This window comes from Streptomyces sp. 4N124, from assembly GCF_052245395.1.
Taxonomy (GTDB): Bacteria; Actinomycetota; Actinomycetes; order Streptomycetales; family Streptomycetaceae; genus Streptomyces.
On sequence record NZ_JBQQBS010000021.1, the window covers coordinates 101,030 to 125,108 of the forward strand.

At 70.6% G+C, this 24,079-nt stretch carries 19 protein-coding genes and 1 riboswitch; of the genes, 11 read left to right on the plus strand and 8 right to left on the minus strand.

Annotation, left to right across the window (positions count from 1 at the left end; all coding sequences use genetic code 11):
* Positions 1–50: 50 nt before the first annotated feature.
* The 4 genes from ACTWQO_RS22315 to ACTWQO_RS22330 all read right to left on the minus strand — a co-directional run bounded on the left by ACTWQO_RS22315 (position 51) and on the right by ACTWQO_RS22330 (position 4,783).
* Entirely contained in the window at positions 51–731 is a 681-nt protein-coding gene (locus tag ACTWQO_RS22315) for a response regulator (RefSeq protein ID WP_443239098.1), read from the minus strand.
* Positions 728–2,404 (minus strand): sensor histidine kinase, encoded by a 1,677-nt coding sequence (locus tag ACTWQO_RS22320; protein ID WP_443239099.1) that lies wholly within the window; start codon positions 2,402–2,404, stop codon positions 728–730. The genes ACTWQO_RS22315 and ACTWQO_RS22320 overlap by 4 nt, the downstream gene beginning before the upstream one ends.
* 127 nt (positions 2,405–2,531) lie before the next feature.
* Positions 2,532–3,473: a sucrase ferredoxin gene (locus ACTWQO_RS22325; RefSeq protein ID WP_443239100.1), complete on the minus strand. Its 942-nt coding sequence runs from the start codon at positions 3,471–3,473 to the stop codon at positions 2,532–2,534.
* A gap of 53 nt (positions 3,474–3,526) precedes the next feature.
* Complete coding sequence (locus ACTWQO_RS22330; RefSeq protein ID WP_443239101.1) at positions 3,527–4,783, minus strand: citrate synthase family protein; 1,257 nt, start codon at positions 4,781–4,783, stop codon at positions 3,527–3,529.
* Positions 4,784–4,893: 110 nt separating this feature from the next.
* Between ACTWQO_RS22330 and ACTWQO_RS22335 the strand changes: the two genes are divergently transcribed.
* Positions 4,894–6,057: a citrate synthase/methylcitrate synthase gene (locus ACTWQO_RS22335; RefSeq protein ID WP_443239102.1), complete on the plus strand. Its 1,164-nt coding sequence runs from the start codon at positions 4,894–4,896 to the stop codon at positions 6,055–6,057.
* Positions 6,058–6,332: 275 nt separating this feature from the next.
* A complete protein-coding gene (locus ACTWQO_RS22340; RefSeq protein ID WP_443239133.1) occupies positions 6,333–6,611 on the plus strand; it encodes a hypothetical protein in 279 nt (92 codons plus the stop codon).
* Positions 6,612–6,679: 68 nt separating this feature from the next.
* Here ACTWQO_RS22340 and ACTWQO_RS22345 read toward each other — a convergent pair whose 3' ends face one another.
* Positions 6,680–7,243: a DUF6082 family protein gene (locus ACTWQO_RS22345; RefSeq protein WP_443239103.1), complete on the minus strand. Its 564-nt coding sequence runs from the start codon at positions 7,241–7,243 to the stop codon at positions 6,680–6,682.
* Positions 7,244–7,561: 318 nt separating this feature from the next.
* Here ACTWQO_RS22345 and ACTWQO_RS22350 point away from each other — a divergent pair, with 318 nt between their 5' ends.
* Complete coding sequence (locus tag ACTWQO_RS22350; protein WP_443239104.1) at positions 7,562–8,626, plus strand: CobW family GTP-binding protein; 1,065 nt, start codon at positions 7,562–7,564, stop codon at positions 8,624–8,626.
* On the opposite strand, the gene ACTWQO_RS22355 is transcribed toward ACTWQO_RS22350, so the two are convergent.
* Entirely contained in the window at positions 8,623–11,079 is a 2,457-nt protein-coding gene (locus tag ACTWQO_RS22355; protein ID WP_443239105.1) for a DNA gyrase/topoisomerase IV subunit A, read from the minus strand. The genes ACTWQO_RS22350 and ACTWQO_RS22355 overlap by 4 nt on opposite strands.
* A gap of 321 nt (positions 11,080–11,400) precedes the next feature.
* On the opposite strand from ACTWQO_RS22355, the gene ACTWQO_RS22360 reads away from it, so the two are divergent.
* From ACTWQO_RS22360 to ACTWQO_RS22375, 4 genes are all read left to right on the plus strand, one after another.
* Positions 11,401–12,786: a M16 family metallopeptidase gene (locus tag ACTWQO_RS22360; RefSeq protein ID WP_443239134.1), complete on the plus strand. Its 1,386-nt coding sequence runs from the start codon at positions 11,401–11,403 to the stop codon at positions 12,784–12,786.
* Complete coding sequence (locus ACTWQO_RS22365) at positions 12,783–14,171, plus strand: M16 family metallopeptidase (RefSeq protein ID WP_443239106.1); 1,389 nt, start codon at positions 12,783–12,785, stop codon at positions 14,169–14,171. The genes ACTWQO_RS22360 and ACTWQO_RS22365 overlap by 4 nt, the downstream gene beginning before the upstream one ends.
* Positions 14,172–14,384: 213 nt before the next feature.
* A riboswitch (cyclic di-AMP (ydaO/yuaA leader) is annotated at positions 14,385–14,551 on the plus strand.
* 13 nt (positions 14,552–14,564) lie between these two features.
* A complete protein-coding gene (locus ACTWQO_RS22370) occupies positions 14,565–15,323 on the plus strand; it encodes a M23 family metallopeptidase (RefSeq protein ID WP_443239107.1) in 759 nt (252 codons plus the stop codon).
* A 188-nt stretch (positions 15,324–15,511) separates the two neighbouring features.
* Entirely contained in the window at positions 15,512–16,207 is a 696-nt protein-coding gene (locus tag ACTWQO_RS22375) for a GntR family transcriptional regulator (protein WP_443239108.1), read from the plus strand.
* 115 nt (positions 16,208–16,322) lie between these two features.
* Here the strand turns inward: ACTWQO_RS22375 and ACTWQO_RS22380 are convergent, their stop codons facing one another.
* Positions 16,323–16,604 (minus strand): HPr family phosphocarrier protein, encoded by a 282-nt coding sequence (locus tag ACTWQO_RS22380; RefSeq protein ID WP_053655224.1) that lies wholly within the window; start codon positions 16,602–16,604, stop codon positions 16,323–16,325.
* 179 nt (positions 16,605–16,783) lie between these two features.
* On the opposite strand from ACTWQO_RS22380, the gene ACTWQO_RS22385 reads away from it, so the two are divergent.
* From ACTWQO_RS22385 to ACTWQO_RS22400, 4 genes are read left to right on the plus strand one after another with little or no spacing between them, the layout of a single operon-like run.
* Positions 16,784–19,645 carry a bifunctional acetate--CoA ligase family protein/GNAT family N-acetyltransferase gene (locus ACTWQO_RS22385; RefSeq protein WP_443239109.1) on the plus strand — a complete coding sequence of 954 codons (2,862 nt, stop codon included), beginning with the start codon at positions 16,784–16,786 and terminating at the stop codon, positions 19,643–19,645.
* 52 nt (positions 19,646–19,697) lie between these two features.
* A complete protein-coding gene (locus ACTWQO_RS22390) occupies positions 19,698–20,285 on the plus strand; it encodes a DUF5998 family protein (protein WP_443239110.1) in 588 nt (195 codons plus the stop codon).
* Positions 20,285–21,481, plus strand: a complete 1,197-nt coding sequence (locus ACTWQO_RS22395) for an alkaline phosphatase family protein (RefSeq protein ID WP_443239111.1) — start codon at positions 20,285–20,287, stop codon at positions 21,479–21,481. The genes ACTWQO_RS22390 and ACTWQO_RS22395 overlap by 1 nt, the downstream gene beginning before the upstream one ends.
* Positions 21,482–21,524: 43 nt before the next feature.
* The gene (locus ACTWQO_RS22400; protein WP_443239112.1) at positions 21,525–22,172 is read left to right on the plus strand and encodes a thymidine kinase; all 648 of its coding nucleotides are present in this window, start codon (positions 21,525–21,527) and stop codon (positions 22,170–22,172) included.
* 85 nt (positions 22,173–22,257) lie between these two features.
* On the opposite strand, the gene ACTWQO_RS22405 is transcribed toward ACTWQO_RS22400, so the two are convergent.
* Positions 22,258–23,616, minus strand: coding sequence for an MFS transporter (locus ACTWQO_RS22405; RefSeq protein ID WP_443239113.1), 1,359 nt, complete (start codon positions 23,614–23,616; stop codon positions 22,258–22,260).
* Between the last annotated feature and the right edge of the window lie 463 nt (positions 23,617–24,079).

Sequence of the window (24,079 nt, forward strand, 5' to 3'; positions counted from 1 at the left end):
ATGAAGAGGGGGCACGGTCCCTTCCCCCCGCCCCCACCCGGGCCGTGTCCTCAGGCGCGGGTCGCCCACACGTAACGGTGTTCCGGGCGGCCCGCGTCGCCGTACTTGAGGGTGAGACGGGCCCGTCCGGTGCGTTCCAGGAGCTTCAGATAGCGCTGGGCGGTCTGGCGGCTCACCCCGGTCCGCTCGGCGATCTCCTGGGCCGACAGCGGTCCGTCGGCGTTCATCAGGCACTGACGGACCAGCTCCACGGTGGTGGGGGAGTGGCCTTTGGGCAGGTCGGGCTCCGACGGTGCCGAGAGCGCGCCGAAGATACGGTCAACCTCGGCCTGCTCCGCCTCGCCACCGCCGTCGAGGGTGCGGCGCAGCTCCGCATAGGCCTCCAGCTTGGCCCGCAGCCCCGCGAAGGCGAACGGCTTGACCAGGTACTGCAGCGCGCCCTGTCGCATCGCTGCCTGTACGGTCGTGATGTCCCGCGCCGCCGTCACCATGATCACGTCGGTCTGGTGGCCACGGCGGCGCATCTCCTGGACGACCGCAAGACCCGTCTCGTCGGGCAGATAGTGGTCCATGAGGACGAGGTCCAGCCGAGGCAGCGACTCCACCTGGCGCAGCGCCTCCTCCGCGCTGTGCGCCTCGCCGGCCACATGGAAGCCCGGCACCTTCTCGACGTAGGCGGCGTTCACCCGGGCGACCCGGGTGTCGTCGTCCACGACCAGGACCTCGATCATCGCGACTCCTCCTTGGCGGCGCTCGCCGGTGCCGACGAGGCCGTGAGGGCCGGTTCCAGATCCGGCTCCGTCACTGCCTCGGGCAGGACGACGGTGAACTCCGCGCCCCCGCCGTGCGCCTCGCCCACAGCCGCGCTTCCCCCCTGCCGCTCGGCCAGCCTGCGCACCAGGGAGAGCCCGATCCCGCGCTTGCCGTGCGCAGGCGGCTGCTTGGTGGACCACCCCTCGGTGAAGACCAACTCCCGCTGCTCCGCCGGGATCCCGGGCCCCGTGTCGCGCACCCTGAGGACGACGGTCCGTCCCTCGGCGCGCAGTTCGACCTCCACGCGCGCGTGCATCGTGCCCGCGACGGCGTCGAGAGCGTTGTCGACGAGGTTGCCGACGACCGTGACCAACCCGCGGGGATCGACCAGCCGGTCCGGCAGCCGCGTCCGGTCCGAGACGTTCAGAGCGACTCCGCGCTCCGCGGCGACGGTCGCCTTGCCGACCAGCAGCGCGGCGAGCAGGGGGTCCTCGATCTTCTCCGTGACCTGTTCCGCCGTCGCCCGGTGGTCGCCGACCACCTCTCCCACGAACTCCACGGCGTCGTCGTACATCTCCAGCTCGAGCAGGCCCAGGAGCGTGTGCATGCGGTTGGCGTGCTCGTGGTCCTGGGCGCGCAGGGCGTCGATCAGGCCGCGCGTCGAGTCGAGTTCCCGGCCCAACTGCTCCAGCTCGGTGCGGTCGCGCAGAGTGGCGACGGCGCCGCCGTCGTCGGTGGGCATCCGGTTGGCGATCAGAACACGCTGGCCGCGCACCGTGAGCAGATCGGTGCCCGTCACCCGCCCGGACAGGACATCGGCGGTACGTCCCTCGCCGAGCGCCTCGTCCGGGGAGCGGCCCACCGCCTCGTCGCCGATGCCGAGCAGGCGCTGTGCCTCGTCGTTGAGGAGCCGGACGCGGCCCGCGCGGTCCAGGGCGACGACACCCTCCCGGATGCCGTGCAGCATGGCCTCACGCTCCGCGAGCAGCCCCGAGATGTCGGAGAAGGCCAGGTCCCGGGTCTGCCGCTGGACCCGCCTGGAGATGAGCCAGGCGGCCAGCGCGCCGACGGCCAGGGCTCCACCCGCGTAGGCCAGCAGCTCCGGGATCGCGTGGATCAGCAGAGCCCGGACACTGTCGTACGCGATGCCCACCGAGACCGCCCCGACGATCTCCCCGTCGCTGTCCCGCAGCGGCACCTTGCCGCGGGCGGAGCGGCCCAGCGTGCCCTCGTCGATCTCCATGACCTCCTGACCGGCGAGCGCCTCGCTGGGGTCGGTGGAGACATGCTTGCCGATCTGCGCGGGCTCGGTGTGCGACCAGCGCACCCCGCGTGTGTCCATGATCACGACGTACTCGGCCTTGGTGGCCTTGCGGATCTTCTCCGCCTCCCGCTGAACCGGCCCGCCGGCCGTCGGCGGAGTGTTCTCGACCTGCTCCGCGAGCTGCGGCTGGGCCGCCGCGGTCTGGGCGATCGAGAGCGCTCGGCGCATCGCCTGGTCGTCCAGCTGGTCGCTGAGCGGCGCGAGGAACAGCCCGGTCGCGAGCACCGCGACGCCCGCGGCGATCGCCACTTGCATCAGCAGCACCTGCGAGAACACCCGGCGCGGCAGACCGAGCCGCAGACGGCGTGCGGGGGGAGTGGGGCTCATACCCAAGACGTTACGCGGACGTGCTGGAGCAGCCGTAGGGGTGTGGCGTGGATCTCTTGATCAACGCATGGACGGGTACTGACTGCGGACAGGCTGTGCTGCGGTATCCCTGATGTCGGTCGTGCGGTCAGCTCGCGAGCGCCGCCGGTGTCAGCTCGCGCACCGCCACCACATCCATCCGCGCGGGTGAGCCGAGCACGGACGCTCCGCAGCTCTCCGGGCGGGGCGGCAGCGACGCACCCTGGGCGACGACCACGCGCCAGTGGCGCCCGTCCGCGTGCGCGACGGTCACCTCCCAGCGCGGCGCCGAGCCGTCCGTCCGTACGACCGTCAGCGCGTCCGCGGTGAATTCGTGGGCCGCCGTGCGGACCGCGAGCTCGGCCGCCTGAGCGGGCCGTTCCCAGGCCGAGCTGCCCCGGCACCCCTCCACGACGATCCGTCCCTCCTGCACGCCGTGCAGGATCTCCTTGACGGCGTGCGCCTCGACCCTGCCGTAGGCGTAGCCGTACGGCAGGACGAGCAGCGTCGGCGAGAAGCGGTGACCGCCCAGATGGGTGACTTCCCAGACCCCTTCGACCCCGGAGGCGGCGAGTGCGGCCGCCAAGGGACGGCCGAGGAGCGCGCAGCAGCGGTCCCGCTTGCCGTTGGTGCACACGAGCGCGAGCGGATCACCGGCGTGGGGCCGCCCGCCGAGCGCCGTGCCGACACTGCGGTGGTCGCCTCTGCCGAGCGCGGCGAAGTCGAGGTCGAGCAGGAGCCACGGATCGCGGACGGTGGCCCCGTGCAGCCACGCGTTGCCGGGCACGGTGTGGGCCACGTACACCTGACGCGCGGTGGGGGTGCCGAGGTCGGCGTGGCGTCCGGGGCGCCGGATGAGTGCGATGCGTACGCCCGTGCCCTCGGCGGCAGCCTCCAGGGCGCGGCCCAGCGCGGGATCCAGATGGCTCGAAGTGAGCGCCTTGACACCCCAGGGACCTGGCTGCTCCAGCAGCAGCCAGGTCGTCGCGGTCGCCGCGGTTCCCGAAATGGGCTCGTCGAGGTCTCGAGAGACGCTTGCACACGTACTCACAGAGGTGAGCCTAACCTGACTTGATCCAGAGCGACTTCCGGCCTGCTCGAGTCCTAGCCCGGCAGCGGTTGGGGCGGCCTCGGGCCCTCGTAGAGCCCGCTCGGGCGCATGCGCAGCGGGCGCTCGCCGTACTCCTCCAGGGCGTGGGCGATCCAGCCAGCCGTACGGGCCACGGCGAAGATCGTCTCGCCGGCCGTGGCAGGCATGCCGCTGGATGCGGTGAGCACGGCGAGTGCCAGGTCGACGTTGGCGTGCAGCGGTGTGTGCCGGGCGGTGGTGGCCACGATGTCACGGGCCGCGGCGAGGGCGGGCGCGGCCCGGGGGATCTCTTCCAGAAGGTCGAACAGGGCACGCGCGCGAGGGTCCTCACCGGCGTAGAGCGGGTGGCCGAGTCCCGGGATACGGCGCCCGGAGCGCAGTTCGTCCGCGATCACGGGCCCGGCGTCGCCCTGGTCGAGGACGTCCAGCAGCATGCGGTGGACGAGTCCGCTCGCGGCCCCGTGCAAGGGGCCCTCGATGACGCCGAGGCCCGCGGAGACGGCCGCGTAGGCGTGTGCGCGGGCCGATGCCGCGACGCGCACGGCGAGTGTGGAGGCGGCCAGGTCGTGGTCGACGAGCAGTCCGAGTGCGGTGTCCAGGACGCGCAGCGAGGCCTCGTCGGCCTCCCGATCGCTGAGCCGTGCCCACAGCCGGTGGGCCAGCGGGCCCTCGTCGCCGTGGCCGGGTCGCATCGGCGGCAGAGCGGCGACGAGCGTGGGGATGAGGATGCGGGCCGTGCCGAGAACGGCCTCCTCGGACAGGTCGAAGCGCAGCGGATCAGCCGTCGCGGCGGCGATCGCGGCAACCCGCAACCGGTCGGTCGGGTCGGTGTGTTCGGGCAGCGCGGCGACGGCGCGGCGGGCGACGGCGACGGATGCCTCGGGGGCGGTGAAGGCGGTGCCGGGGCGCAGCTGCCCCGTCCACAGCCACTCGGCGACCTCTTCGTAGGTGTGGCGTGCGGCCAGCTCGGCCGCGTCGACGCCCCGGTAGTAGTACCGGTCCGTGTCGATGAGCGTGATGCGGGTGCGCACGGACAGCTCGCCGCCCGAGGTCGGACTCCCGCCGCCGGCCCGCCTGTTGCGCCGTGCCAGCGCCTCGACCTCCTTCGCGTCGAAGGTGCTGCTCCGGCCGCCCGGCACGCGGCGGCTGCTGAGCTGACCGCGGCTCACGTACGCGTACACGGTCTCGGCCTTCACACCCAGAAGCTCGGCGGCCTCCTTGGTGCTCAGCCGCCGTTCCGAGCGACTGGGGGCGGGTTCTTGATCGGGCATGGAGGTCACCGTATCCGTCTTGCAGATTCATTGATCCTAGGTTGATTCAATCAATATTGACAGAGATTGAGTCAAGAGTGGACAGTCAAATCAAGTTCAGGGAGGAAATCATGTCCGTCAACAGGTCCGCAACCACTCTTGTCGACGTACCGCGAGGGCTCGCGGGTGTCGTCGTGACCGACACCGAGATCGGCGACGTGCGAGGGCTCGAGGGCTTCTACCACTACCGCCAGTACTCGGCCGTCGAGCTCGCGCAGACCCGCAGTTTCGAGGATGTCTGGCACCTTCTGGTTTTCGGCGGGCTGCCGGACGCCGAGCGCGCTGCCGCGTTCGCCGCCGAGACCGCCGCCCTGCGCCGACTGCCCGACGAGGTGCGCGTGGCGCTGCCCGTCGTCGCGGCGGCGAGCGCCCGGTCCGGCCCGCTCGCCGGTATGCGTACGGCACTGTCACTGCTGGGCGCGGCCAAGGGCTTCCGGCCGGTGTACGACATCGACGCGGACCGGCGCCGCCGGGACACCCTCGTCGCGGCCGCCGCCGTGCCGACGCTGCTGACCGCACTGCACCGGCTGGGGAAGGGGCTCGAGCCGGTGGAGCCGCGCGAGGACCTCTCGTACGCGGCGAACTACCTGTACATGCTGACGGGTTCGGAGCCGGACCCGCAGCGGACCCGGGCGATCGAGCAATACTTGATCTCAACCATTGATCATGGCTTCAATGCATCAACCTTTACGGCACGCGTCATCACATCAACCGGAGCGGATGTGGCCGCGTGCCTCGTGGGAGCCGTGGGCGCGCTGTCCGGCCCGCTGCACGGCGGGGCTCCCAGCCGGGCACTCGACACCCTGGACGCCATCGGCAGGCCCGAGCGCATCGACTCCTGGATCCGCGAGCGCGTCCTGGCCGGCGACCGCATCATGGGCTTCGGGCACCCCGTCTACCGCACGGAGGACCCCCGCTCCCGGATGCTCCGCGAGATCGCCCAGAGCTTCGGCGGCCCGCGCGTCGACTTCGCCGTCGAGGTCGAGCGGAGGGTCGAGGCGATCCTCGCCGAGCTGAAGCCGGGCCGCGCACTCCACACGAACGTCGAGTTCTACGCGGGCGTGGTCATGGAACTCTGCGGTTTGCCGCGCGAGATGTTCACCCCGACGTTCGCGGCGGCGCGGGCGGTGGGCTGGAGCGCCAACATCCTGGAACAGGCGGAGGACTCGAAGATCATCCGTCCGGTGGCGCGGTATGTGGGTCCGGGAGCGCCGGTTGCCGTACCGGCGGCCTGACATTGGAAATATGTTCCTTTGCGAGGAAGTGCAGACTTCGCCTTCGTCTGTCACTCTTGGGGATGTTCAGGCGGTGTGCGATTGCATTCACCCCGGCGAGTGATAACGAACTCGTAAAGAGGTGTATCCGCGCGAAGGCCTGAGGGGTTGGATAACTCGGGTGCGTGCCGTCAGCCGATCGCGGCTCGGACGTGCCGCTGGTCAAGGCTTCGACGTATCCCGCCCGGCGTGTCGATTGCTCGGGCCTGCAAAAATGCCGTCGCCGCGCAGCAGCGATGGCAGACGCTTGTGCCTTGAGACAGAGGAAATTGACAGTGAGTCAGATCATTCGCCGCCTCGGCGTATCTCCGCGCCTCCGGGGCAGCACGAACGGCGCGACGTGCCCCGACATCTTTGAATTGGCCGACGGCAATTTTGCCATTATCGGCACGGATGTCACCGACTCGCTGGACTCGCAGTTGCCCGCCGACGCGGCTCGTGCCGACTATGAGCGCATCGTCGTGATCACCCGCGAGACCCTCGTCAAGGCGAAGGCCGATATCCCGGACGCCTGAGCAGTCGTCGGTATCGCCGAAGGCGTCTGCCCGGTACGAGATCGCTTCGTGCCAGGTGGGCGCCTTCGTCATTGCTCGCCGGGCGGGTCTCCCACGACCCACCACTCCTCGGGGTCGGCCTCTTCGAGTTGGTGGAGCAGTTCGTCGACGATCAGGCCCAGACCGGCCTCTTCGGTGTCGGCCAGGCTGGCGCGCTGCTGCTGGCTGGCGTACCAGTACTCCCTCATGACCGGGTTCTGGAGCATCCCCCGAACGTGTTGGAAGAACTCGTCCTTGCTCAGGTTGCCGATGCGGTATGAGGTGAGCAGGTTGGTGTACATGGCGTTGGCGAAGAGGTACTGGCGCCGCTGCTTCGGGGTGAGGTTTCCCTCGTAGTGGTCGAGCACCTCGGCGAGTTCGGGGTCGTCGATGGCCTTGCTCAGCAGCTCCCAGTGCTGACGCTGTTGCCAGGCCAGGTTGGCGCGGGCGTTCTGTGCGGTCCTGGCTTCGTCCTCCAGACGCTCCACGCGTGCGCACAGCGCGTTGAGACGGCCTCGTTCGGCCGCCTTGCAGGCGAGGACACCCGCGACGACGCCGAGCCCGGCCGCGGCGACCGAGCCGAGTCCGCGTACCCCATACTTCCGTGTGGCCATGTCAACCCCCGAATCAGGCGGCCGTCCGCCGGTCGTCGGGTGCGGGTCGACTGATGGGGACCGGCGAGCGATGGGCGGCGCTTGCCGCCTCCAGGGTGCCGAGCGGCTCTGATCGGCGGGGAGGCGGAGAGGAGGCGCACAGAGGGATGCGAGGGTCGCACGCTCCGGCGCCATGCCCAACGTCTGCCCCGCGCGGGCTGCTAACAATCGTTCACTTCGCGGGGATTCTTTCCGCTCGTATCCTGGGGCGGCATTCAGAGTTCGTACGCACGCCGAGCCGCGAGCCGGGGTGCGCGTTGGCGTGAGAGAGGTCGCACATTGGTTCCGAGCCCGGGCCGGCCGCAGATCCCGGTCGTCGTGCTCGCCGGGTTCCTGGGCTCCGGCAAGACGACGCTGCTCAACCATCTGCTCCACCGCAGCGGCGGCAGCCGTATCGGGGCCATCGTCAATGATTTCGGCGCCATCGAGATCGACGCGATGGCCGTGGCGGGCGCGCTCGGCGACTCCACCGTGTCACTCGGGAACGGCTGCCTGTGCTGCGCCGTCGACGTCAGTGAACTCGATCTCTACCTCGACCGGCTCGCCCGGCCCTCGGCCGGTATCGACGTCGTCGTCATCGAGGCCAGCGGCCTGGCCGAGCCGCAGGAGCTGGTGCGGATGGTGCTCGCCAGTGAGCATCCGGGGATCGTCTACGGCGGTCTGATCGAGGTCGTCGACGCCGCCGAGTTCGACGGCACGCGCGCGAAGCACCCCGAGATCGACCGGCATCTCGCCCTCGCCGACCTCGTCGTCGTCAACAAGGTCGACCGGGCGCCCGACGGCGAGAGGGTCCTCGACGTCGTCCGGTCCCTCGTCGACCGCGCCGCCGTCGTCCCCGCCACCTACGGCCGTATCGACCCCGAGTTCCTCTTCGACTGCCGCCCCGCGGGCGAGCGCATCGGCCAGCTCACCTTCGACGACCTCCACGATCACGGGGAAGACGGCCACGACCACGCCGGTCATCTGCACGCGGCCTACGACAGCTTGTCCTTCACCTCCGAAGTGCCCCTGAACCCACGCCGGTTGATGGAGTTCCTCGACAGCAGGCCGGAGGGGCTGTACCGGATCAAGGGGTACGTCGACTTCGGCCCCCACGACGCGAACAACCGGTACGGCGTCCATGCCGTCGGCCGGTTCCTCCGGTTCCGTCCCGAGCCCTGGGGCTCCGGCGACGCGCGCGTGACCCAGCTCGTACTCATCGGTGCCGGCATCGATGCCCCGGCCCTCGGCAAGGAGCTGGAGGCGTGCAAGGACGACGCCCCACACGCCGACGAGCACGGCATGTGGGGCGTCCTGCGCTACGTACAGGATCCCGAAGGGGACCTTGAGGAGCCCGGTCTCTAGACCGGCCCCGCCACCACCGACACCGTCTTCCCCAGGGACACGCCCGAGCCGTCGCGGCGCGGGTCGATCTCCGGGAGGTCGGCCGGTGTGCCGTTCTTCTGCGCGGCCCGCGCCGGGACCGGGCCCGCCCAGGCCAGGGAGAGACAGTCCTCGCCCTTGAGGAAGCGCTGGCAGCGCACCCCGCCGGTGGCGCGGCCCTTGCGCGGGTACTGGTCGAACGGAGTCAGCTTGGCCGTCGTCTGCACGGAGTCGTCCAGCGTGCCGCGCGAGCCGGCGACGGTGAAGACCACCGCGTCGACCGCCGGGTCGACCGCCGTGAACGAGATGACCTTGGCGCCCTCGGTCAGCTTGATGCCCGCCATACCGCCCGCGGCACGGCCCTGCGGGCGGACCTGCGAGGCCTGGTAGCGCAGCAGTTGGGCGTCGTCCGTGATGAAGACCAGGTCCTCCTCGCCGGTGCGCAGCTCGACCGCGCCGACGATCCGGTCACCCTCCTTGAGCGTGATGACCTCCAACTCCTCCTTGTTGGACGGGTAGTCGGGGACCACACGCTTGACCACGCCCTGCGCGGTGCCGAGCGCCAGACCCGGGGACGACTCGTCGAGCGTGGCCAGGCAGATCACCGTCTCGCCGTCCTCCAGGGACACGAACTCGGCCAGCGGGGCGCCGCCCGCGAGGTTCGGCGTCGCCGCCGTGTCCGGGAGCTGTGGCAGGTCGACGACGTTGATCCGGAGCAGACGGCCGGACGAGGTGACCGCGCCGATCTCACCGCGGGCCGTGGCCGGTACCGCCGAGACGATCACGTCGTGCTTCGTCCGGCGCGCGTCGGCGTCCTCCGCGAACGGGTCGCCATTGGCCGTACGGGCCAGCAGCCCCGTCGAGGACAGCAGCACCCGGCACGGGTCGTCCGCCACCTGGAGCGGAACGGCGGCGACCTGGGCGCCCGCCGACTCCATCAGGACCGTACGCCGGTCGGTGCCGAACTTCTTGGACACCGCGGCCAGTTCGGCGGAGACCAGCTTGCGCAGCTCCGCGTCCGACTCCAGGATCCGGGTCAGCTCCTCGATCTCCGCCTTCAGGCGGTCCTTCTCGGACTCCAGCTCGATCCGGTCGTACTTGGTGAGGCGGCGCAGCGGCGTGTCCAGGATGTACTGCGTCTGGATCTCGCTCAGCGAGAAGCGCTCCATCAGGCGCTGCTTGGCCTGCGCGGAGTTGTCGCTGGAGCGGATGAGGCGGATGACCTCGTCGATGTCCACCAGGGCGGTGAGCAGGCCCTCGACCAGGTGCAGCCGGTCGCGGCGCTTGCCCCGGCGGAACTCGCTGCGGCGCCGCACGACGTTGAAGCGGTGGTCGAGATAGACCTCCAGCAGCTCCTTGAGGCCCAGCGTGAGCGGCTGGCCGTCGACCAGCGCCACGTTGTTGATGCCGAAGGACTCCTCCATCGGCGTCAGCTTGTAGAGCTGCTCCAGGACGGCTTCCGGCACGAAGCCGTTCTTGATCTCGATGACCAGGCGCAGGCCGTGCGCACGGTCGGTGAGGTCCTTGACGTCGGCGATGCCTTGCAGCTTCTTCGAGCCGACCAGATCCTTGATCTTGGCGATCACCTTTTCCGGGCCGACCGTGAAGGGCAGCTCGGTGATGACGATGCCCTTGCGACGCGCGGTCACGGTCTCCACGGAGACCGTCGCGCGGATCTTGAAGGTGCCGCGGCCCGTCTCGTAGGCGTCCCGGATGCCGGACAGGCCGACGATCCGGCCGCCGGTGGGCAGGTCGGGGCCGGGGACGTGCTTCATCAGGGCGTCGAGATCGGCGCCCGGGTGCCGGATCAGATGGCGGGCGGCCGCGATCACCTCGCGCAGATTGTGCGGCGGCATGTTCGTGGCCATGCCGACCGCGATGCCCGAGGCGCCGTTGACCAGGAGGTTCGGGAAGGCGGCGGGCAGGGCCACCGGCTCCTGCTCCTGGCCGTCGTAGTTCGGGGTGAAGTCGACGGTGTCCTCGTCGATCGACTCCGTCATCAGACCCGTGGCCTCGGCCATCCGGCACTCGGTGTACCGCATGGCGGCGGGCGGGTCGTCATTGCCCAGCGAGCCGAAGTTGCCGTGCCCGTCGACCAGGGGGACTCGCATCGAGAAGGGCTGGGCCATGCGCACCAGGGCGTCGTAGATCGACGCGTCGCCGTGCGGGTGCAACTTACCCATGACCTCGCCGACGACGCGGGCGCACTTCACATAGCCGCGGTCGGGGCGCACGCCCATCTCGTTCATCTGGTAGACGATGCGGCGGTGCACCGGCTTGAGGCCGTCGCGGGCGTCCGGCAGGGCTCGGGAGTAGATGACCGAGTACGCGTACTCGAGGAAGGAGCCCTGCATTTCGTCCACGACGTCGATGTCGAGGATCCGCTCCTCGTACGAGTCGTCGGGCGGCGGGGTCTTCGTGCTGCGGCGGGCCATCGCTGCCTGGCTCCTCTGTCTACTGGTCGCTCGCCCACGGGCGCGCTCTTGCTGAAGCGTTGAATGAATCTGACGCGGACCATTGTGGACCGCGGCACTGACAACGCGGACCAGGACCCGGCGTCGGCCGTCCCGCCCGGCGTTCACAGGTGCCGCCCGCCTCAGGCGGGACAGCACGCCCGCAGGCTACGCGATCTCGCTCTGGGCGTACGTCGGGCGGGAACTTCGCCGACCCTTCGCACGCTTGCATACAGTGGCAGGACCGGCGGGATTTCCGCAGTTACGACGAGTGTTTCCGCGATCGAAGGGACGTACATGCCCATGGGTCACACGGCCACAGACCAGGCAGGCACCGGGGGCCTGACAGCGACCGAGCACCGCCTGGCCAACGGCCTGCGCGTGGTGCTCTCCGAGGACCACCTGACCCCGGTTGCGGCGGTGTGCCTCTGGTACGACGTCGGCTCGCGCCACGAAGTCAAGGGCCGTACCGGCCTGGCTCACCTTTTCGAGCATCTGATGTTCCAGGGCTCGGGCCAGGTGAAGGGCAACGGCCACTTCGAGAAGGTGCAGGGCGCCGGCGGCTCGCTGAACGGCACCACCAGCTTCGAGCGCACCAACTACTTCGAGACCATGCCCACCCACCAGCTGGAGCTCGCCCTCTGGCTGGAGGCCGACCGCATGGGCTCCCTGCTCGCCGCCCTCGACGACGAGTCCATGGAGAACCAGCGCGACGTCGTGAAGAACGAGCGCCGGCAGCGCTACGACAACGTCCCCTATGGCACGGCTTTTGAGAAGCTGACGGCTCTCGCCTACCCGGAGGGCCACCCCTACCACCACACCCCCATCGGCTCGATGGCCGACCTGGACGCGGCGACCCTGGAGGACGCCCGCGCGTTCTTCCGGACGTACTACGCGCCCAACAACGCGGTGCTCTCCGTGGTCGGCGACATCGACCCCGAGCAGACGCTCGCCTGGATCGAGAAGTACTTCGGCTCCATCCCCGCGCACGACGGCAAGCCCGCCCCGCGCGACGGCCAACTGCCCGAGATCATCGGCGAGCAACTGCGGGAGATCGTCGAGGAAGAGGTCCCCGCGCGCGCGTTGATGGCCGCCTACCGGCTGCCGCATGACGGCACGCGCGCGTGCGACGCGGCCGACCTGGCGCTCACCGTCCTCGGCGGCGGTGAGTCCTCCCGCCTGTACAACCGGCTCGTACGACGCGACCGTACGGCCGTCGCCGCCGGATTCGGCCTGCTGCGGCTGGCCGGCGCGCCCTCCCTGGGGTGGCTGGACGTGAAGACGTCCGGTGACGTCGAGGTGCCGGTCATCGAGGCCGCCATCGACGAGGAGCTCGCCCGGTTCGCCGCGGAGGGCCCCACGGCCGAGGAAATGGAGCGCGCCCAGGCCCAGTTGGAGCGCGAGTGGCTGGACCGGCTCGGCACGGTCGCGGGCCGCGCCGACGAACTGTGCCGGTACGCCGTCCTGTTCGGCGACCCGCAGCTCGCCCTCACCGCCGTCGGGCGGGTGCTCGAGGTGACCGCCGAGGAGGTCCAGGAGGTCGCCAAGGCCCGCCTGCGGCCCGACAACCGCGCGGTGCTCGTCTACGAGCCGACCGTCCCCACGGAGACCGTCGAGGAACCCACCGAAGACCTGGAGTCCGCGGCGACCGTGGAAGCCACCGACGAGAACGAGGAGGCGGCCAAGTGACCGAGCTCGCCGCTATGGAATTCCACCCCGAGCCCCGGGCCGGCGAGGCCAGGCCGTGGGCGTTCCCGGCCCCCACGCGCGGGACCCTCGACAACGGCGTCACGGTCCTGCGCTGCCACCGCCCCGGCCAGCAGGTCGTCGCCGTGGAGGTGCTCCTCGACGCGCCGCTGGAGGCCGAACCGGCCGGACTCGACGGTGTCGCCACGATCATGGCGCGGGCCTTCTCCGAGGGCACCGACAAGTACTCCGCCGAGGAGTTCGCCGCCGAGCTGGAGCGCTGCGGAGCCACCCTCGACTCGCACGCCGACCACCCCGGCGTCCGGCTCAGCCTGGAGGTCCCGGTCTCACGGCTGTCCAAGGCGCTCGGCCTGCTCGCCGACGCCCTCAGGGCGCCCGCCTTCGCCGACAGCGAGGTCGAACGGCTCGTCCGCAACCGCCTCGACGAGATCCCGCACGAGCTGGCCAACCCCTCCCGCCGGGCCGCCAAGGAGCTGTCCAAGGAGCTCTTCCCGGCCGGCTCACGCATGTCGCGTCCGCGCCAGGGCACCGAGGACACGGTCGAGAACATCGACTCCGCGGCCGTACGCACCTTCTACGAGAAGCATGTGCGTCCCGCCACGGCCACCGCCGTGGTCGTCGGCGACCTCACCGGCATCGACCTGGACGCGCTGCTCGGCGAGACGATCGGCGCCTGGACCGGCTCACCCGCGCAGCCGCGCCCGGTGCCGCCGGTGACCGCCGACGACACCGGTCGCGTCGTCATCGTGGACCGCCCCGGCGCCGTCCAGACGCAGCTGCTCATCGGCCGTGTCGGTGTCGACCGCCACGACCGCGTGTGGCCCGCCCAGGTGCTCGGCACCTACTGCCTCGGCGGCACCCTCACCTCCCGGCTGGACCGTGTCCTGCGCGAGGAGAAGGGCTACACCTACGGAGTGCGGGCGTTCGGGCAGGTCCTCAGGTCCGCCCCGGACGGCTCGGGCGCCGGGATGCTCGCCATCAGCGGCTCCGTCGACACCCCGAACACCGGCCCCGCCCTCCAGGACCTGTGGACGGTGCTGCGGACGCTCGCCGCCGACGGGCTCACCGACGCCGAGCGCGATGTCGCCGTACAGAACCTGGTCGGTGTGGCGCCGCTGAAGTACGAGACCGCCGCGGCCGTCGCCAGCACACTGGCCGACCAGGTGGAGCAGTACCTGCCGGACGACTACCAGGCCACGCTGTACCGGGAACTCGCCGCGACCGGCACCGTCGAGGCCACCGCGGCTGCCGTACGCGCCTTCCCGGTGGACCGTCTGGTGACGGTGCTCGTGGGCGACGCGGCGCAGATCAAGGAGCCGGTGGAGGCCCTCGGCATCGGCCAAGTCACCGTCGTGTCCGCCGAGTAGAGCCGCCCAGAGGCGAACACTCGGCCTACGCGCGCGTGGAGCCCCGGTGACGGAAGCGTCACCGGGGCTCCCTTATGTCCGAATTACGGGAGAGGTTGCCTGTCTGGCCTGTGGCATGCGCTACAAAAGCCGTGATCCGTTTGGGGATTGAAAGATGTCCCGTTTAGCGTCTTCCGGGCTGTCCGTCAGGCACTGCGCCGCACCCGCGGCACCGGACAGTCATCGCCGAGTCCCCACACGGCGCGAGCCAGGGGAGCCGGGGACCCACCAACGTAGTCCCTGGGGTGAATCGGACGCCCGCGCGTGCCGCGAGGGGGTCCGTAGGAGACCTTCCTGCTCCGAACCCGTCAGCTAACCCGGTAGGCGAGAAGGAAGGAAAGGACCAGCCACTACATGGCGTTCACCCGCGCCACCGGGAAGCACCGCCGTCCCAGCCGTATCCAGCGCACCACCGCCCGCGCGGCGGGCGTCGCGGCCCTCACCACCACCGGCGTCATCGGCACCCTGGCCGCCCCCGCGCTCGCCGCCGAGCCGGCGGCCGAGACGACCGGCCTGATCCCGGTCCTCAGCAGCGCCGCCGCCGACCAGATCGCCGAACAGGCCGCCGCCCAGCAGCAGGCCGCCGAAGAAGCCGCCGCCGCGAAGAAGGCCGCCGAGGCCAAGAAGAAGGCCGCTGCGGAGCGGGCGCAGCAGGCCCGCGAGGCCAAGGAGCGCGCCGCCCGCGAGGCCGAGCGCAAGCGCCTCAACAGCTACGTCCTGCCGATCACCGGCTCGTACGTCTCCACCGGCTACGGAGCCGGCGGCTCCGTGTGGTCCTCCGGCAGCCACACCGGCGTCGACTTCCACGCCGCGAGCGGCAGCTCCGTCCACGCGGTCGGCCGCGGCACCGTCGTCGAGGCGGGCTGGGAGGGCTCGTACGGCAACCAGGTCGTGATCAAGATGAACGACGGCACGTACACCCAGTACGGCCACCTGTCGTCCATCGGCGTCTCGGTGGGCCAGAGCGTCACCCCTGGCCAGCAGATAGGGCTCTCCGGCGCGACCGGCAACGTCACCGGGGCGCATCTGCACTTCGAGGCCCGTACGACCGCGGAGTACGGCTCCGACATGGACCCCGTCGCCTACCTGCGCTCGCACGGCGTGAACGTCTGACGGCAGACCCCTCCGCGCCCCCAGGCCCCGGCTCCCCGAGCCGGGGCTTTCGGCCTTTCATACCCCCGGCTGTCCAAAAAATATCCATGGATTCCGGCCCGCCATCGGAAATTCCGGCTCATTGCCATAGAGTCACTGAACACGCGTCAATCGTCGACGTTTCACGGGGATTAAAGCGGAGGTCGGTCATGCGTATTCCGGCGCACTCGGTATGCACGGCGATCCGGGACGACATCGTCGCCGGTGTCTACGAGCGCGGCAGCCGGCTCACCGAGGAACTCCTGGCGCGCCGCTACGGCGTCTCGCGCGTCCCCGTCCGTGAGGCCCTGCGCACGCTGGAGGCCGAGGGGTTCGTGGTGACCCGGCGGCACGCGGGCGCGTGCGTCGCGGAACCGACCGAGCAGGAGGCCGCGGACCTGCTGGAGATGCGCATGCTCCTGGAGCCGCTCGGCGCCTCCCGGGCCGCCCAGCGGCGCACCGAGGCGCATCTCAAGGTGCTGCGGGGCCTGGTCAGGCTGGGGCAGGAGCGGGCCAGGAGGGGCAACAGCGAGGATCTGCGCTCCCTGGGCGGCTGGTTCCACGAGACGCTCGCCCAGGCCTCCGGCAGCCCCGCGCTGACCTCGATGCTGACCCAGTTGCGGCACAAGATCGCCTGGATGTACGCCGTGGAGGCGCCGGCCAACCCCGTGGAGTCCTGGGCGGAGCACGGCGCGATCGTCGACGCGGTGGCGCGCGGCGACGGCGAGCGCGCGCGGGCGGTCACGGCGCAGCACACGGAGCGCTCGACGGTCGTGCACCGGCTGCGGTTCGGTGTCCAGGGAGAGCGCACGGAGCGTGTGAGGAACTCGCAACATGCCGTAAACATGACGAGCCTGCGGCATTAACACAAGAGCCGTATACAAAGAGGGTCTAATTCGCGGGGGATTATTTCTGCTGCCCGCGATCGGAAAATGCGAAGGGCTCGCCCGGAAATTCGGACGAGCCCTTCAATTGTGCTTCTCAGACGGTCTCGGGAAGCTCCTCGAGCCCCTCGGCGACCAGCTTCGCCAGCCGGTCGAGGGCGACGTCCGCGCCCTCGGCGTCGGAGGCGAGCACGATCTCCTCGCCGCCCTGGGCGCCGAGCCCGAGGACAGCCAGCATGGAGGCCGCGTTGACGGGGTTGCCGTCGGCCTTGGCGATCGTCACGGGGACCCCTGCGGCCGTGGCGGCCCGGACGAAGATGGAGGCGGGGCGGGCGTGGAGACCCTCGGCCCAGCCGACGTTGACGCGGCGCTCAGCCATGTGATGCTGCCCTTCAGGTGTTCAGGGTTGTCTAGACCAGTTTCCCATATCGTGAAGCAAGGCCGGAACGGTCCTGCGTCCCGTCCTTGAAGTGCCGTCGGACCGCGGCCTCGGCCCGACTCCCGTCCTCCACAGACTGCCTCGCGCCGTTGTCGTACGCGAGCCGTACTCTGGGCCCCATGCAGAGCGCGCCGGACCGGCACGAGTACCCCGCCCACTGGGAAGCCGACGTGGTGCTGCGCGACGGCGGCACCGCGCGCATCCGCCCCATCACCGTTGATGACGCCGAGCGCCTGGTCAGCTTCTACGAGCAGGTCTCGGACGAGTCGAAGTACTACCGCTTCTTCGCGCCCTACCCGCGTCTGTCCGCCAAGGACGTCCACCGCTTCACGCACCACGACTTTGTGGACCGGGTGGGACTCGCGGCCACCATCGGCGGCGAGTTCATCGCCACCGTACGCTATGACCGCATCGGCGCCGAGGGGCTGCCCGCGTCCGCGCCGGCCGACGAGGCCGAGGTCGCCTTCCTCGTGCAGGACGCCCATCAGGGGCGCGGTGTCGCCTCCGCCCTCCTCGAGCACATCGCGGCCGTCGCCCGCGAGCGCGGCATCCGTCGCTTCGCCGCCGAGGTGCTGCCCGCCAACTCCAAGATGATCAAGGTGTTCACGGACGCCGGGTACACCCAGAAGCGCAGCTTCGAGGACGGCGTCGTACGCCTGGAGTTTGACCTCGAACCCACCGACCGGTCGCTCGCCGTGCAGTACGCGCGCGAGCAGCGCGCCGAGGCGCGGTCCGTGCAGCGGCTGCTGATGCCCGGCTCCGTCGCCGTCATCGGCGCCGGCCGCACCCCCGGCGGCGTGGGCCGCAGCGTCCTCGGCAACATCCGGGACGCCGGGTTCACGGGCGGTCTGTACGCCGTGAACAGGGCCCTCCCCGAGGAGCTCAAGGAACTCGACGGGGTGCCGGCCTACCGCTCCGTGCGGGACATCGAGGGGCCCGTCGATCTCGCGGTCGTCGCCGTGCCCGCGGACCATGTCCCCGAGGTCGTCACCGAGTGCGGCGAGCACGGCGTGCAGGGGCTCGTCGTGATCTCCGCCGGGTACGCCGAGAGCGGCCCCGAGGGGCGTGAGCGGCAGCGGGAACTCGTACGGCACGCGCGCGCGTACGGCATGCGGATCATCGGCCCCAACGCGTTCGGGATCATCAACACGTCCGACGGCGTACGGCTGAACGCGTCCCTCGCCCCCGAGATGCCCCGCCCCGGCCGCATCGGGCTCTTCGCCCAGTCCGGCGCCATCGGGATCGCGCTGCTGTCCCGGCTGCAGCGGCGCGGGGGCGGGGTCACCGGGGTCACGGGCGTGTCCACCTTCGTGTCCTCCGGCAACCGGGCGGACGTGTCCGGGAACGACGTCCTGCAGTACTGGTACGACGACCCGGAGACCGACGTCGTCCTCATGTACCTGGAGTCCATCGGCAACCCTCGCAAGTTCACCCGGCTCGCCCGGCGTACGGCGGCGGCGAAGCCGTTGGTCGTCGTGCAGGGTGCGCGGCACGGCGGTGCGGCGCCGCAGGGGCATGCGGTGCGGGCGACGCGGTTGCCGCATGCCACGGTCTCCGCGTTGCTGCGGCAGGCCGGGGTGATCCGGGTGGACACGATCACCGAGCTGGTCGATGCGGGGCTGTTGCTCGCGCGTCAGCCGCTGCCTGCGGGGCCTCGGGTGGCGATCTTGGGGAACTCGGAGTCGTTGGGGTTGCTGACGTACGACGCGTGTCTCTCCGAGGGGCTGCGGCCGTTGGCTCCGCTGGACCTGACCACGGGGGCGACCGCGGCGGACTTCCATGCGGCGTTGTCGCGGGTGTTGGCGGATGACGCGTGCGATGCGGTGGTGGTGACGGCGATACCGGCGATCGGGGAGTCGTCGGTCGGGGACGCGATGTTGGCGGAGGCGTTGCGGTCGGCTGCGGCGGAGGTTCCCGGGAAGCCGGTGCTGGTGGTGCATGTGGAGCTTGGGGGGCTGGCGGAGGCGTTGTCGGCTGCGGCGAGTACTGCACCACAGGCCGGTTCCGGCGCATCCGGCGTCGGCGCTGGGCGGGGGCGGGTCGCGCAGCCCGGCGCTGACGGGGCGCCGCCCGCGCCCACCCGTGCCGCCCCAGGCGGCACGACTGCCCGCGGCTGGGCGGAACCCATCCCTGCCTATCCCGCCGCCGAGCGCGCCGTCCGTGCTCTCGGGGAAGCCGTGAAGTACGCGCAGTGGCGGCGTGATGCCGCCGAACCCGGCAAGGTGCCCGAGTACGAGGACATCGATGAGAAGGGTGCTGCCCAGCTGATCGATGGGCTGTTGGCGCGGGGGCAGGGGCTGACCCTGGGGACCGAGGAGACGTGCGAGCTGCTCGGGAAGTACGGGATCGGGGTGCACCGGGCTCTCCCCGCGCTTTCACCCGATGACGCCGCCATGGCCGCCGACGCCCTCGGCTACCCCGTCGCCCTCAAGGCCACGGCCCCGCACCTGCGGCACCGGGCCGATCTGGGCGGCGTACGGCTGGATCTGGCGGACGAGGAGCAACTGCGCAGGGCTTACGCCGAGTTGACGGAGCTGTTCGGGAAGCCGGAGGAGTTGCGGCCGGTGGTGCAGGGGATGGCGCCGCGCGGGGTGGACACCGTCGTACGGGCGGTGATCGATCCGGCGGCCGGGGCGGTGCTGTCGTTCGGGCTCGCCGGGGCCGCCTCCCAGCTGCTCGACGACACGGCGCACCGGATCGTCCCGGTCACCGACCGGGAGGCGGCCTCGCTGGTGCGGTCGATCCGGACGGCACCGCTCCTGTTCGGCTGGCGCGGCTCGACGCCAGTCGACACCCCGGCCCTGGAGGAACTGCTGCTGAGGGTGTCGCGGCTGGTGGACGACCACCCGGAGGTCGTCGCGGTGACCTTGGAGCCGGTCGTAGTGGCCCAGCGCGGAGTCAGCGTGCTCGGAGCCTCCGTACGGCTGGCACCCCCGCCCGCCCGCGACGACCTCGGCCCGCGAACGCTTCCGGCGTACTAGAGACCGACGTGACCGGTGCCTCGCAGTCAGTGGCCCCCCGTAGGATGGCGTCATGGCCAAGACCAGTACGACGACCCAGGGGCTGCGAGCGGCGATCGAGCGCAGCGGCTACTACCCGGCCCTCGTGGCCGAGGCGGTGGAGGCCGCTGTGGGCGGCGAGCCCATGCGGTCGTTCCTGGTCCACCAGGAGACCACGTTCGACCAGAACGAGGTGCGGCGGCATGTGACGGTGCTCGTCCTCACCGGCAACCGCTTCATCGTCAGCCACACCGACGAGCAGGCGGCCGACAGCACCTCCCCGACGCCGTACGCCACGACCTCCACCGAGTCGGTCAAGCTCAGCCGGATCTCGTCCGTCGTGGTCAGCCGGGTCGTCGCCAACCCGGAGTCGTACACGCCGGGCACGCTGCCCCGCGAGGTCGTGCTGACCATCGGCTGGGGCGCCGTCTCCCGGCTCGACCTGGAGCCCGCCGCCTGCGGCGACCCCAACTGCGAGGCCGACCACGGCTACACGGGCAGTTCCACGGCCGACGACCTCAGTCTGCGGGTCAGCGAGGCCGGCGACGGCCCGGAGACGGTCCGTCAGGCTCTCGCCTTCGCCCAGTCGCTCTCCGAGGCGACCGCGGATCTCGACAGCTGATGGTTCAGCCAGCCTGGGACACCCACCCGGAACCCCTCACCGTCGACTCCGCCCCCCGGCCCGAGTACGGCAGCGGCTCACTCGCCGACCTGCTCCCCACACTGGCCGCCGGCATGGACGTACCCGGAATGACCGCCACCATTCCGGAGCTGACCGCCGCCGACCGCAACTGCGTGTTCCTGATCGACGGCCTCGGCTGGGAGCAGCTGAAGGCGCACCCGCAGGAGGCGCCCTTCCTGACCTCCCTCATCAGCAGCTCGCGCGGGGGCACGGGCCGTCCGATCACCGCCGGATACCCGGCGACCACCGCGACCTCCCTCGCCTCCGTCGGCACCGGCCTGCCGCCGAGCGCCCACGGCCTGCCCGGATACACCGTCCGTAATCCGGCCACCGGCGAGCTGATGAACCAGCTGCGCTGGCATCCGTGGACCGCGCCGCGCCCCTGGCAGCCGTACCCCACGGTCTTCCAGCTGGCCCAGGACGCGGGCGTGCACGCGGCGCAGGTGTCCTCTCCCGCCTTCCAGAACACGCCGCTGACGAAGGTGGCGCTCAGCGGCGGAACGTTCCACGGGCGGCTGACCGGCGAGGACCGCATGGACCTCGCGGCCGAGCAACTGGCCGCAGGCGACCGCGCGCTCGTCTACACGTACTACGCCGAACTCGACGGCGCCGGCCACCGCTTCGGCGTCGACTCCGACACCTGGCGCGGCCAGCTCATGTACGTCGACCGGCTGGTCCAGCGCCTCGCCGAGCAACTGCCGCCACGCACCGCGCTGTACGTCACCGCCGACCACGGCATGATCGACGTCCCCTTCGACGAGCAGCACCGCATCGACTTCGACGAGGACTGGGAACTGCGCGCCGGTGTCGCCCTGCTGGGCGGCGAGGGCCGCGCCCGCCACGTCTACGCGGTGCCGGGCGCCGAGAACGACGTACTGACCTGCTGGCGCGAGGTGCTCGGCGAGCAGTTCTGGGTGGCGTCGCGGGACGAGGCGATCGCGGCGGGCTGGTTCGGGCAGCCCGGGGAATGCGACGAGCGGGTGTACGACCGGATCGGCGACGTCGTCGCGGCGGCACGGGACGACGTACTGATCATCGCCTCGGAGCGGGAGCCGAAGGAGTCGGCGATGGTCGGCAACCACGGCTCGATGACCCCTGCCGAGCAGCTGGTCCCGCTGCTCGAAGTACGCTCCTGACGCCCACTCTCGTAGATCTTTGCCGAAAGGTGCTCACCTCCCCATGCCCGAGCTGGTGTTCTTCTCCGGAACGATGGACTGCGGGAAGTCGACGCTGGCTCTCCAGATAGAGCACAACCGTTCGGCGCGCGGACTGCAGGGCGTGATCTTCACGCGCGACGACCGTGCGGGCGAGGGCAAGCTGTCGTCCCGGCTCGGGCTGGTCACGGACGCGGTGGAGGTCGAGGACCGGCAGGACCTGTACGCCTACCTCGTCGACCACCTCTCCCACGGTGGCCGCGCGGACTACGTCATCGCGGACGAGGCGCAGTTCCTCGCGCCGGAGCAGATCGACCAACTCGCGCGCGTGGTCGACGATCTGGGCCTCGATGTCTACGCCTTCGGCATCACGACCGACTTCCGCTCCAAGCTGTTCCCGGGGTCCCAGCGCCTCGTCGAACTCGCCGACCGGGTCGAGGTCCTCCAGGTCGAGGCCCTGTGCTGGTGCGGCGCCCGCGCCACGCACAACGCCCGCACGATAGGCGGCGCGATGGTCGTCGAGGGTGCCCAGGTCGTCGTCGGCGACGTCAACCAGGCGGACGACATCGGCTACGAAGTCCTGTGCCGCCGCCACCATCGCCGCCGTATGACCGCGGCGACGGCACACGCGGCGGCGCTGTCACCGGATGTCCTGCCGGTCTCCTCGTCGTGACGTAACGTCAGAGCGTCGAACCCCGGTCCGACAGGCCGGGTGGTGAGGTCCGCCGGGTGGGGCAGGGATACGAACTGTCAGCCAGTCAGGCGTCGAATTCGTGGTCGCGGGTCTCCGGCAGGGCGAGTAGGCACAGGAGGCTCAGCAGGCAGAGGCCGCCGGTGTAGAAGCCCAGTACGAGCGGGGAGTCCCAGTGGCTGTTCAGCCAGGTGGCGATGGTCGGGGCGAAGCCGCCACCGAGGGTGTTGGCGAGGATGAAGGTGGCGGAGGCTCCGGTGTAGCGCAGGCGGGCGGGGAAGAGTTCGGCGAGGAAGGTTGCCATGGGGGAGAACATCACCGCCAGCAGCATGAGTCCGACGGTGTAGGCGCCGGTGATCACCAGGGCGTTGCGTGAACTCAGCGACGCGTACATCGGCACGGCCCACACCACACTGCCGATGGCTCCGGTGAGCATCAGGGGGCGACGGCCGATCCGGTCGGCCAGCCTGGCGATCGGGAGGGTGACGGCGATTCCGGCCGCCGCGCCGATGCTCGCGGCGGTCAGCATCGTGTTCCGGGAGATGCCGAGCGACTGCGGCGCGTACGACAGGCTGTAGACGATCGTCAGGTAGTAGACGGCCGAGCCGCCGATCGCCGCGCCGGTGCCGAGCAGCAGCCGGCCGGGGTGCTGCTTGAGGAGCGCACCGAGCGGAAAACGGGACACGGGTGCGGGTGCGGGTGCCGTACGGCCGGCCGCCGAGCTGAACACCGGTGACTCGGAGACCGTCGACCGCACCCACAGGCCGATCACGAAGAGCACGATGCTGAGCAGGAACGGGATCCGCCAGGCGCCGTCCGCGAAGCCGTCCTGGCCGGCGATGTTGAGGGTGGGCAGGATGACGGCGGTGGAGAGGAGGAAGCCGAGCGAGGGGCCGACGTTCGGGATGGCCGCGTACAGCGCGCGGCGTCCGGGTGGCGCGTGCTCCGCGGCGAGCAGCACCGCCCCGCCCCACTCGCCGCCCATGCTCACGCCCTGCAGCAGACGGAGCGTCACCAGCAGTACGGGAGCGAGGAGTCCGGCGGTCTCGTACGTCGGCAGCAGTCCGACGCCGACCGTCGCCACACCCATGAGTAACAGCGAGATGACCAGGGCCCGTCGGCGGCCCAGCCGGTCACCGATCGTCCCGAACAGTACGACGCCGAGAGGGCGGGAGAGGAAGGCCGCGGCGAACGTGAGGAACGCGGCCAGGGAGGAAGCGGTGGCATTGCCGGAGGGGAAGAAGGCAGGTCCGAGGACGAGCGCGGCGGCGGTGCCGTACACGGCGAAGTCGTAGTACTCGATCGTGGTGCCGACCAGGCTCGCGACGGCTACCCGCGACGCCTCGCCCTTCGTGGCTGCCGATGGTGACGCTGCCGGTCTGGGGCCGGCGGTCTCGGGAACGGTCTTGGAAGTCGAATCGGGCATGGGGGATCACTTCCGGTACGCCCGGAGCGGGGGAACGGTCCGGGTCCAGGTGGGGGACGGCCTCGCATGTAACACGAACCGGAGTGCGCCTGTCACCCTAATCCCGGGAATTCAATTTCAACAAGGTTGCCGCCTCGTCCGATTCGCCGAACAAGGTCGCCGGGATCCGCGAAAGAATAAGAGCCCGTTGACACGTGGCACCAACAAACAATAGGGCCTCGATGCGGCTGCGAGCAGGGGGAGGCCGTCTGAGTGTGTATACAGCACGCCGTGCCCACCTTCTGACCATTTACTGCACAAATCCACCACGAACACCACACCTCGGCGCCGTCAACCCCATCATTCCTGTCAATTCGCTTTCAATATTCTTGCAGCCTTTGGCATAGAAATTCACCCGGGATCACACCTTGCCAAACCGGAGATCGCCCATGAATGCTTACGCGGGGTTGAACTTGAAAGTTCT

Coding starts and splice junctions, on each gene's coding strand:
- ACTWQO_RS22385 (WP_443239109.1), top strand. CDS start 16,784: ATGCAGAGCGCGCCGGACCGGCACGAGTACCCCGCCCACTGGGAAGCC.
- ACTWQO_RS22315 (WP_443239098.1), bottom strand. CDS start 731: ATGATCGAGGTCCTGGTCGTGGACGACGACACCCGGGTCGCCCGGGTG.
- ACTWQO_RS22395 (WP_443239111.1), top strand. CDS start 20,285: ATGGTTCAGCCAGCCTGGGACACCCACCCGGAACCCCTCACCGTCGAC.
- ACTWQO_RS22335 (WP_443239102.1), top strand. CDS start 4,894: ATGTCCGTCAACAGGTCCGCAACCACTCTTGTCGACGTACCGCGAGGG.
- ACTWQO_RS22390 (WP_443239110.1), top strand. CDS start 19,698: ATGGCCAAGACCAGTACGACGACCCAGGGGCTGCGAGCGGCGATCGAG.
- ACTWQO_RS22345 (WP_443239103.1), bottom strand. CDS start 7,243: ATGGCCACACGGAAGTATGGGGTACGCGGACTCGGCTCGGTCGCCGCG.
- ACTWQO_RS22320 (WP_443239099.1), bottom strand. CDS start 2,404: ATGAGCCCCACTCCCCCCGCACGCCGTCTGCGGCTCGGTCTGCCGCGC.
- ACTWQO_RS22405 (WP_443239113.1), bottom strand. CDS start 23,616: ATGCCCGATTCGACTTCCAAGACCGTTCCCGAGACCGCCGGCCCCAGA.
- ACTWQO_RS22380 (WP_053655224.1), bottom strand. CDS start 16,604: ATGGCTGAGCGCCGCGTCAACGTCGGCTGGGCCGAGGGTCTCCACGCC.
- ACTWQO_RS22360 (WP_443239134.1), top strand. CDS start 11,401: ATGGGTCACACGGCCACAGACCAGGCAGGCACCGGGGGCCTGACAGCG.
- ACTWQO_RS22400 (WP_443239112.1), top strand. CDS start 21,525: ATGCCCGAGCTGGTGTTCTTCTCCGGAACGATGGACTGCGGGAAGTCG.
- ACTWQO_RS22375 (WP_443239108.1), top strand. CDS start 15,512: ATGCGTATTCCGGCGCACTCGGTATGCACGGCGATCCGGGACGACATC.
- ACTWQO_RS22370 (WP_443239107.1), top strand. CDS start 14,565: ATGGCGTTCACCCGCGCCACCGGGAAGCACCGCCGTCCCAGCCGTATC.
- ACTWQO_RS22330 (WP_443239101.1), bottom strand. CDS start 4,783: ATGCCCGATCAAGAACCCGCCCCCAGTCGCTCGGAACGGCGGCTGAGC.
- ACTWQO_RS22340 (WP_443239133.1), top strand. CDS start 6,333: ATGGCAGACGCTTGTGCCTTGAGACAGAGGAAATTGACAGTGAGTCAG.
- ACTWQO_RS22355 (WP_443239105.1), bottom strand. CDS start 11,079: ATGGCCCGCCGCAGCACGAAGACCCCGCCGCCCGACGACTCGTACGAG.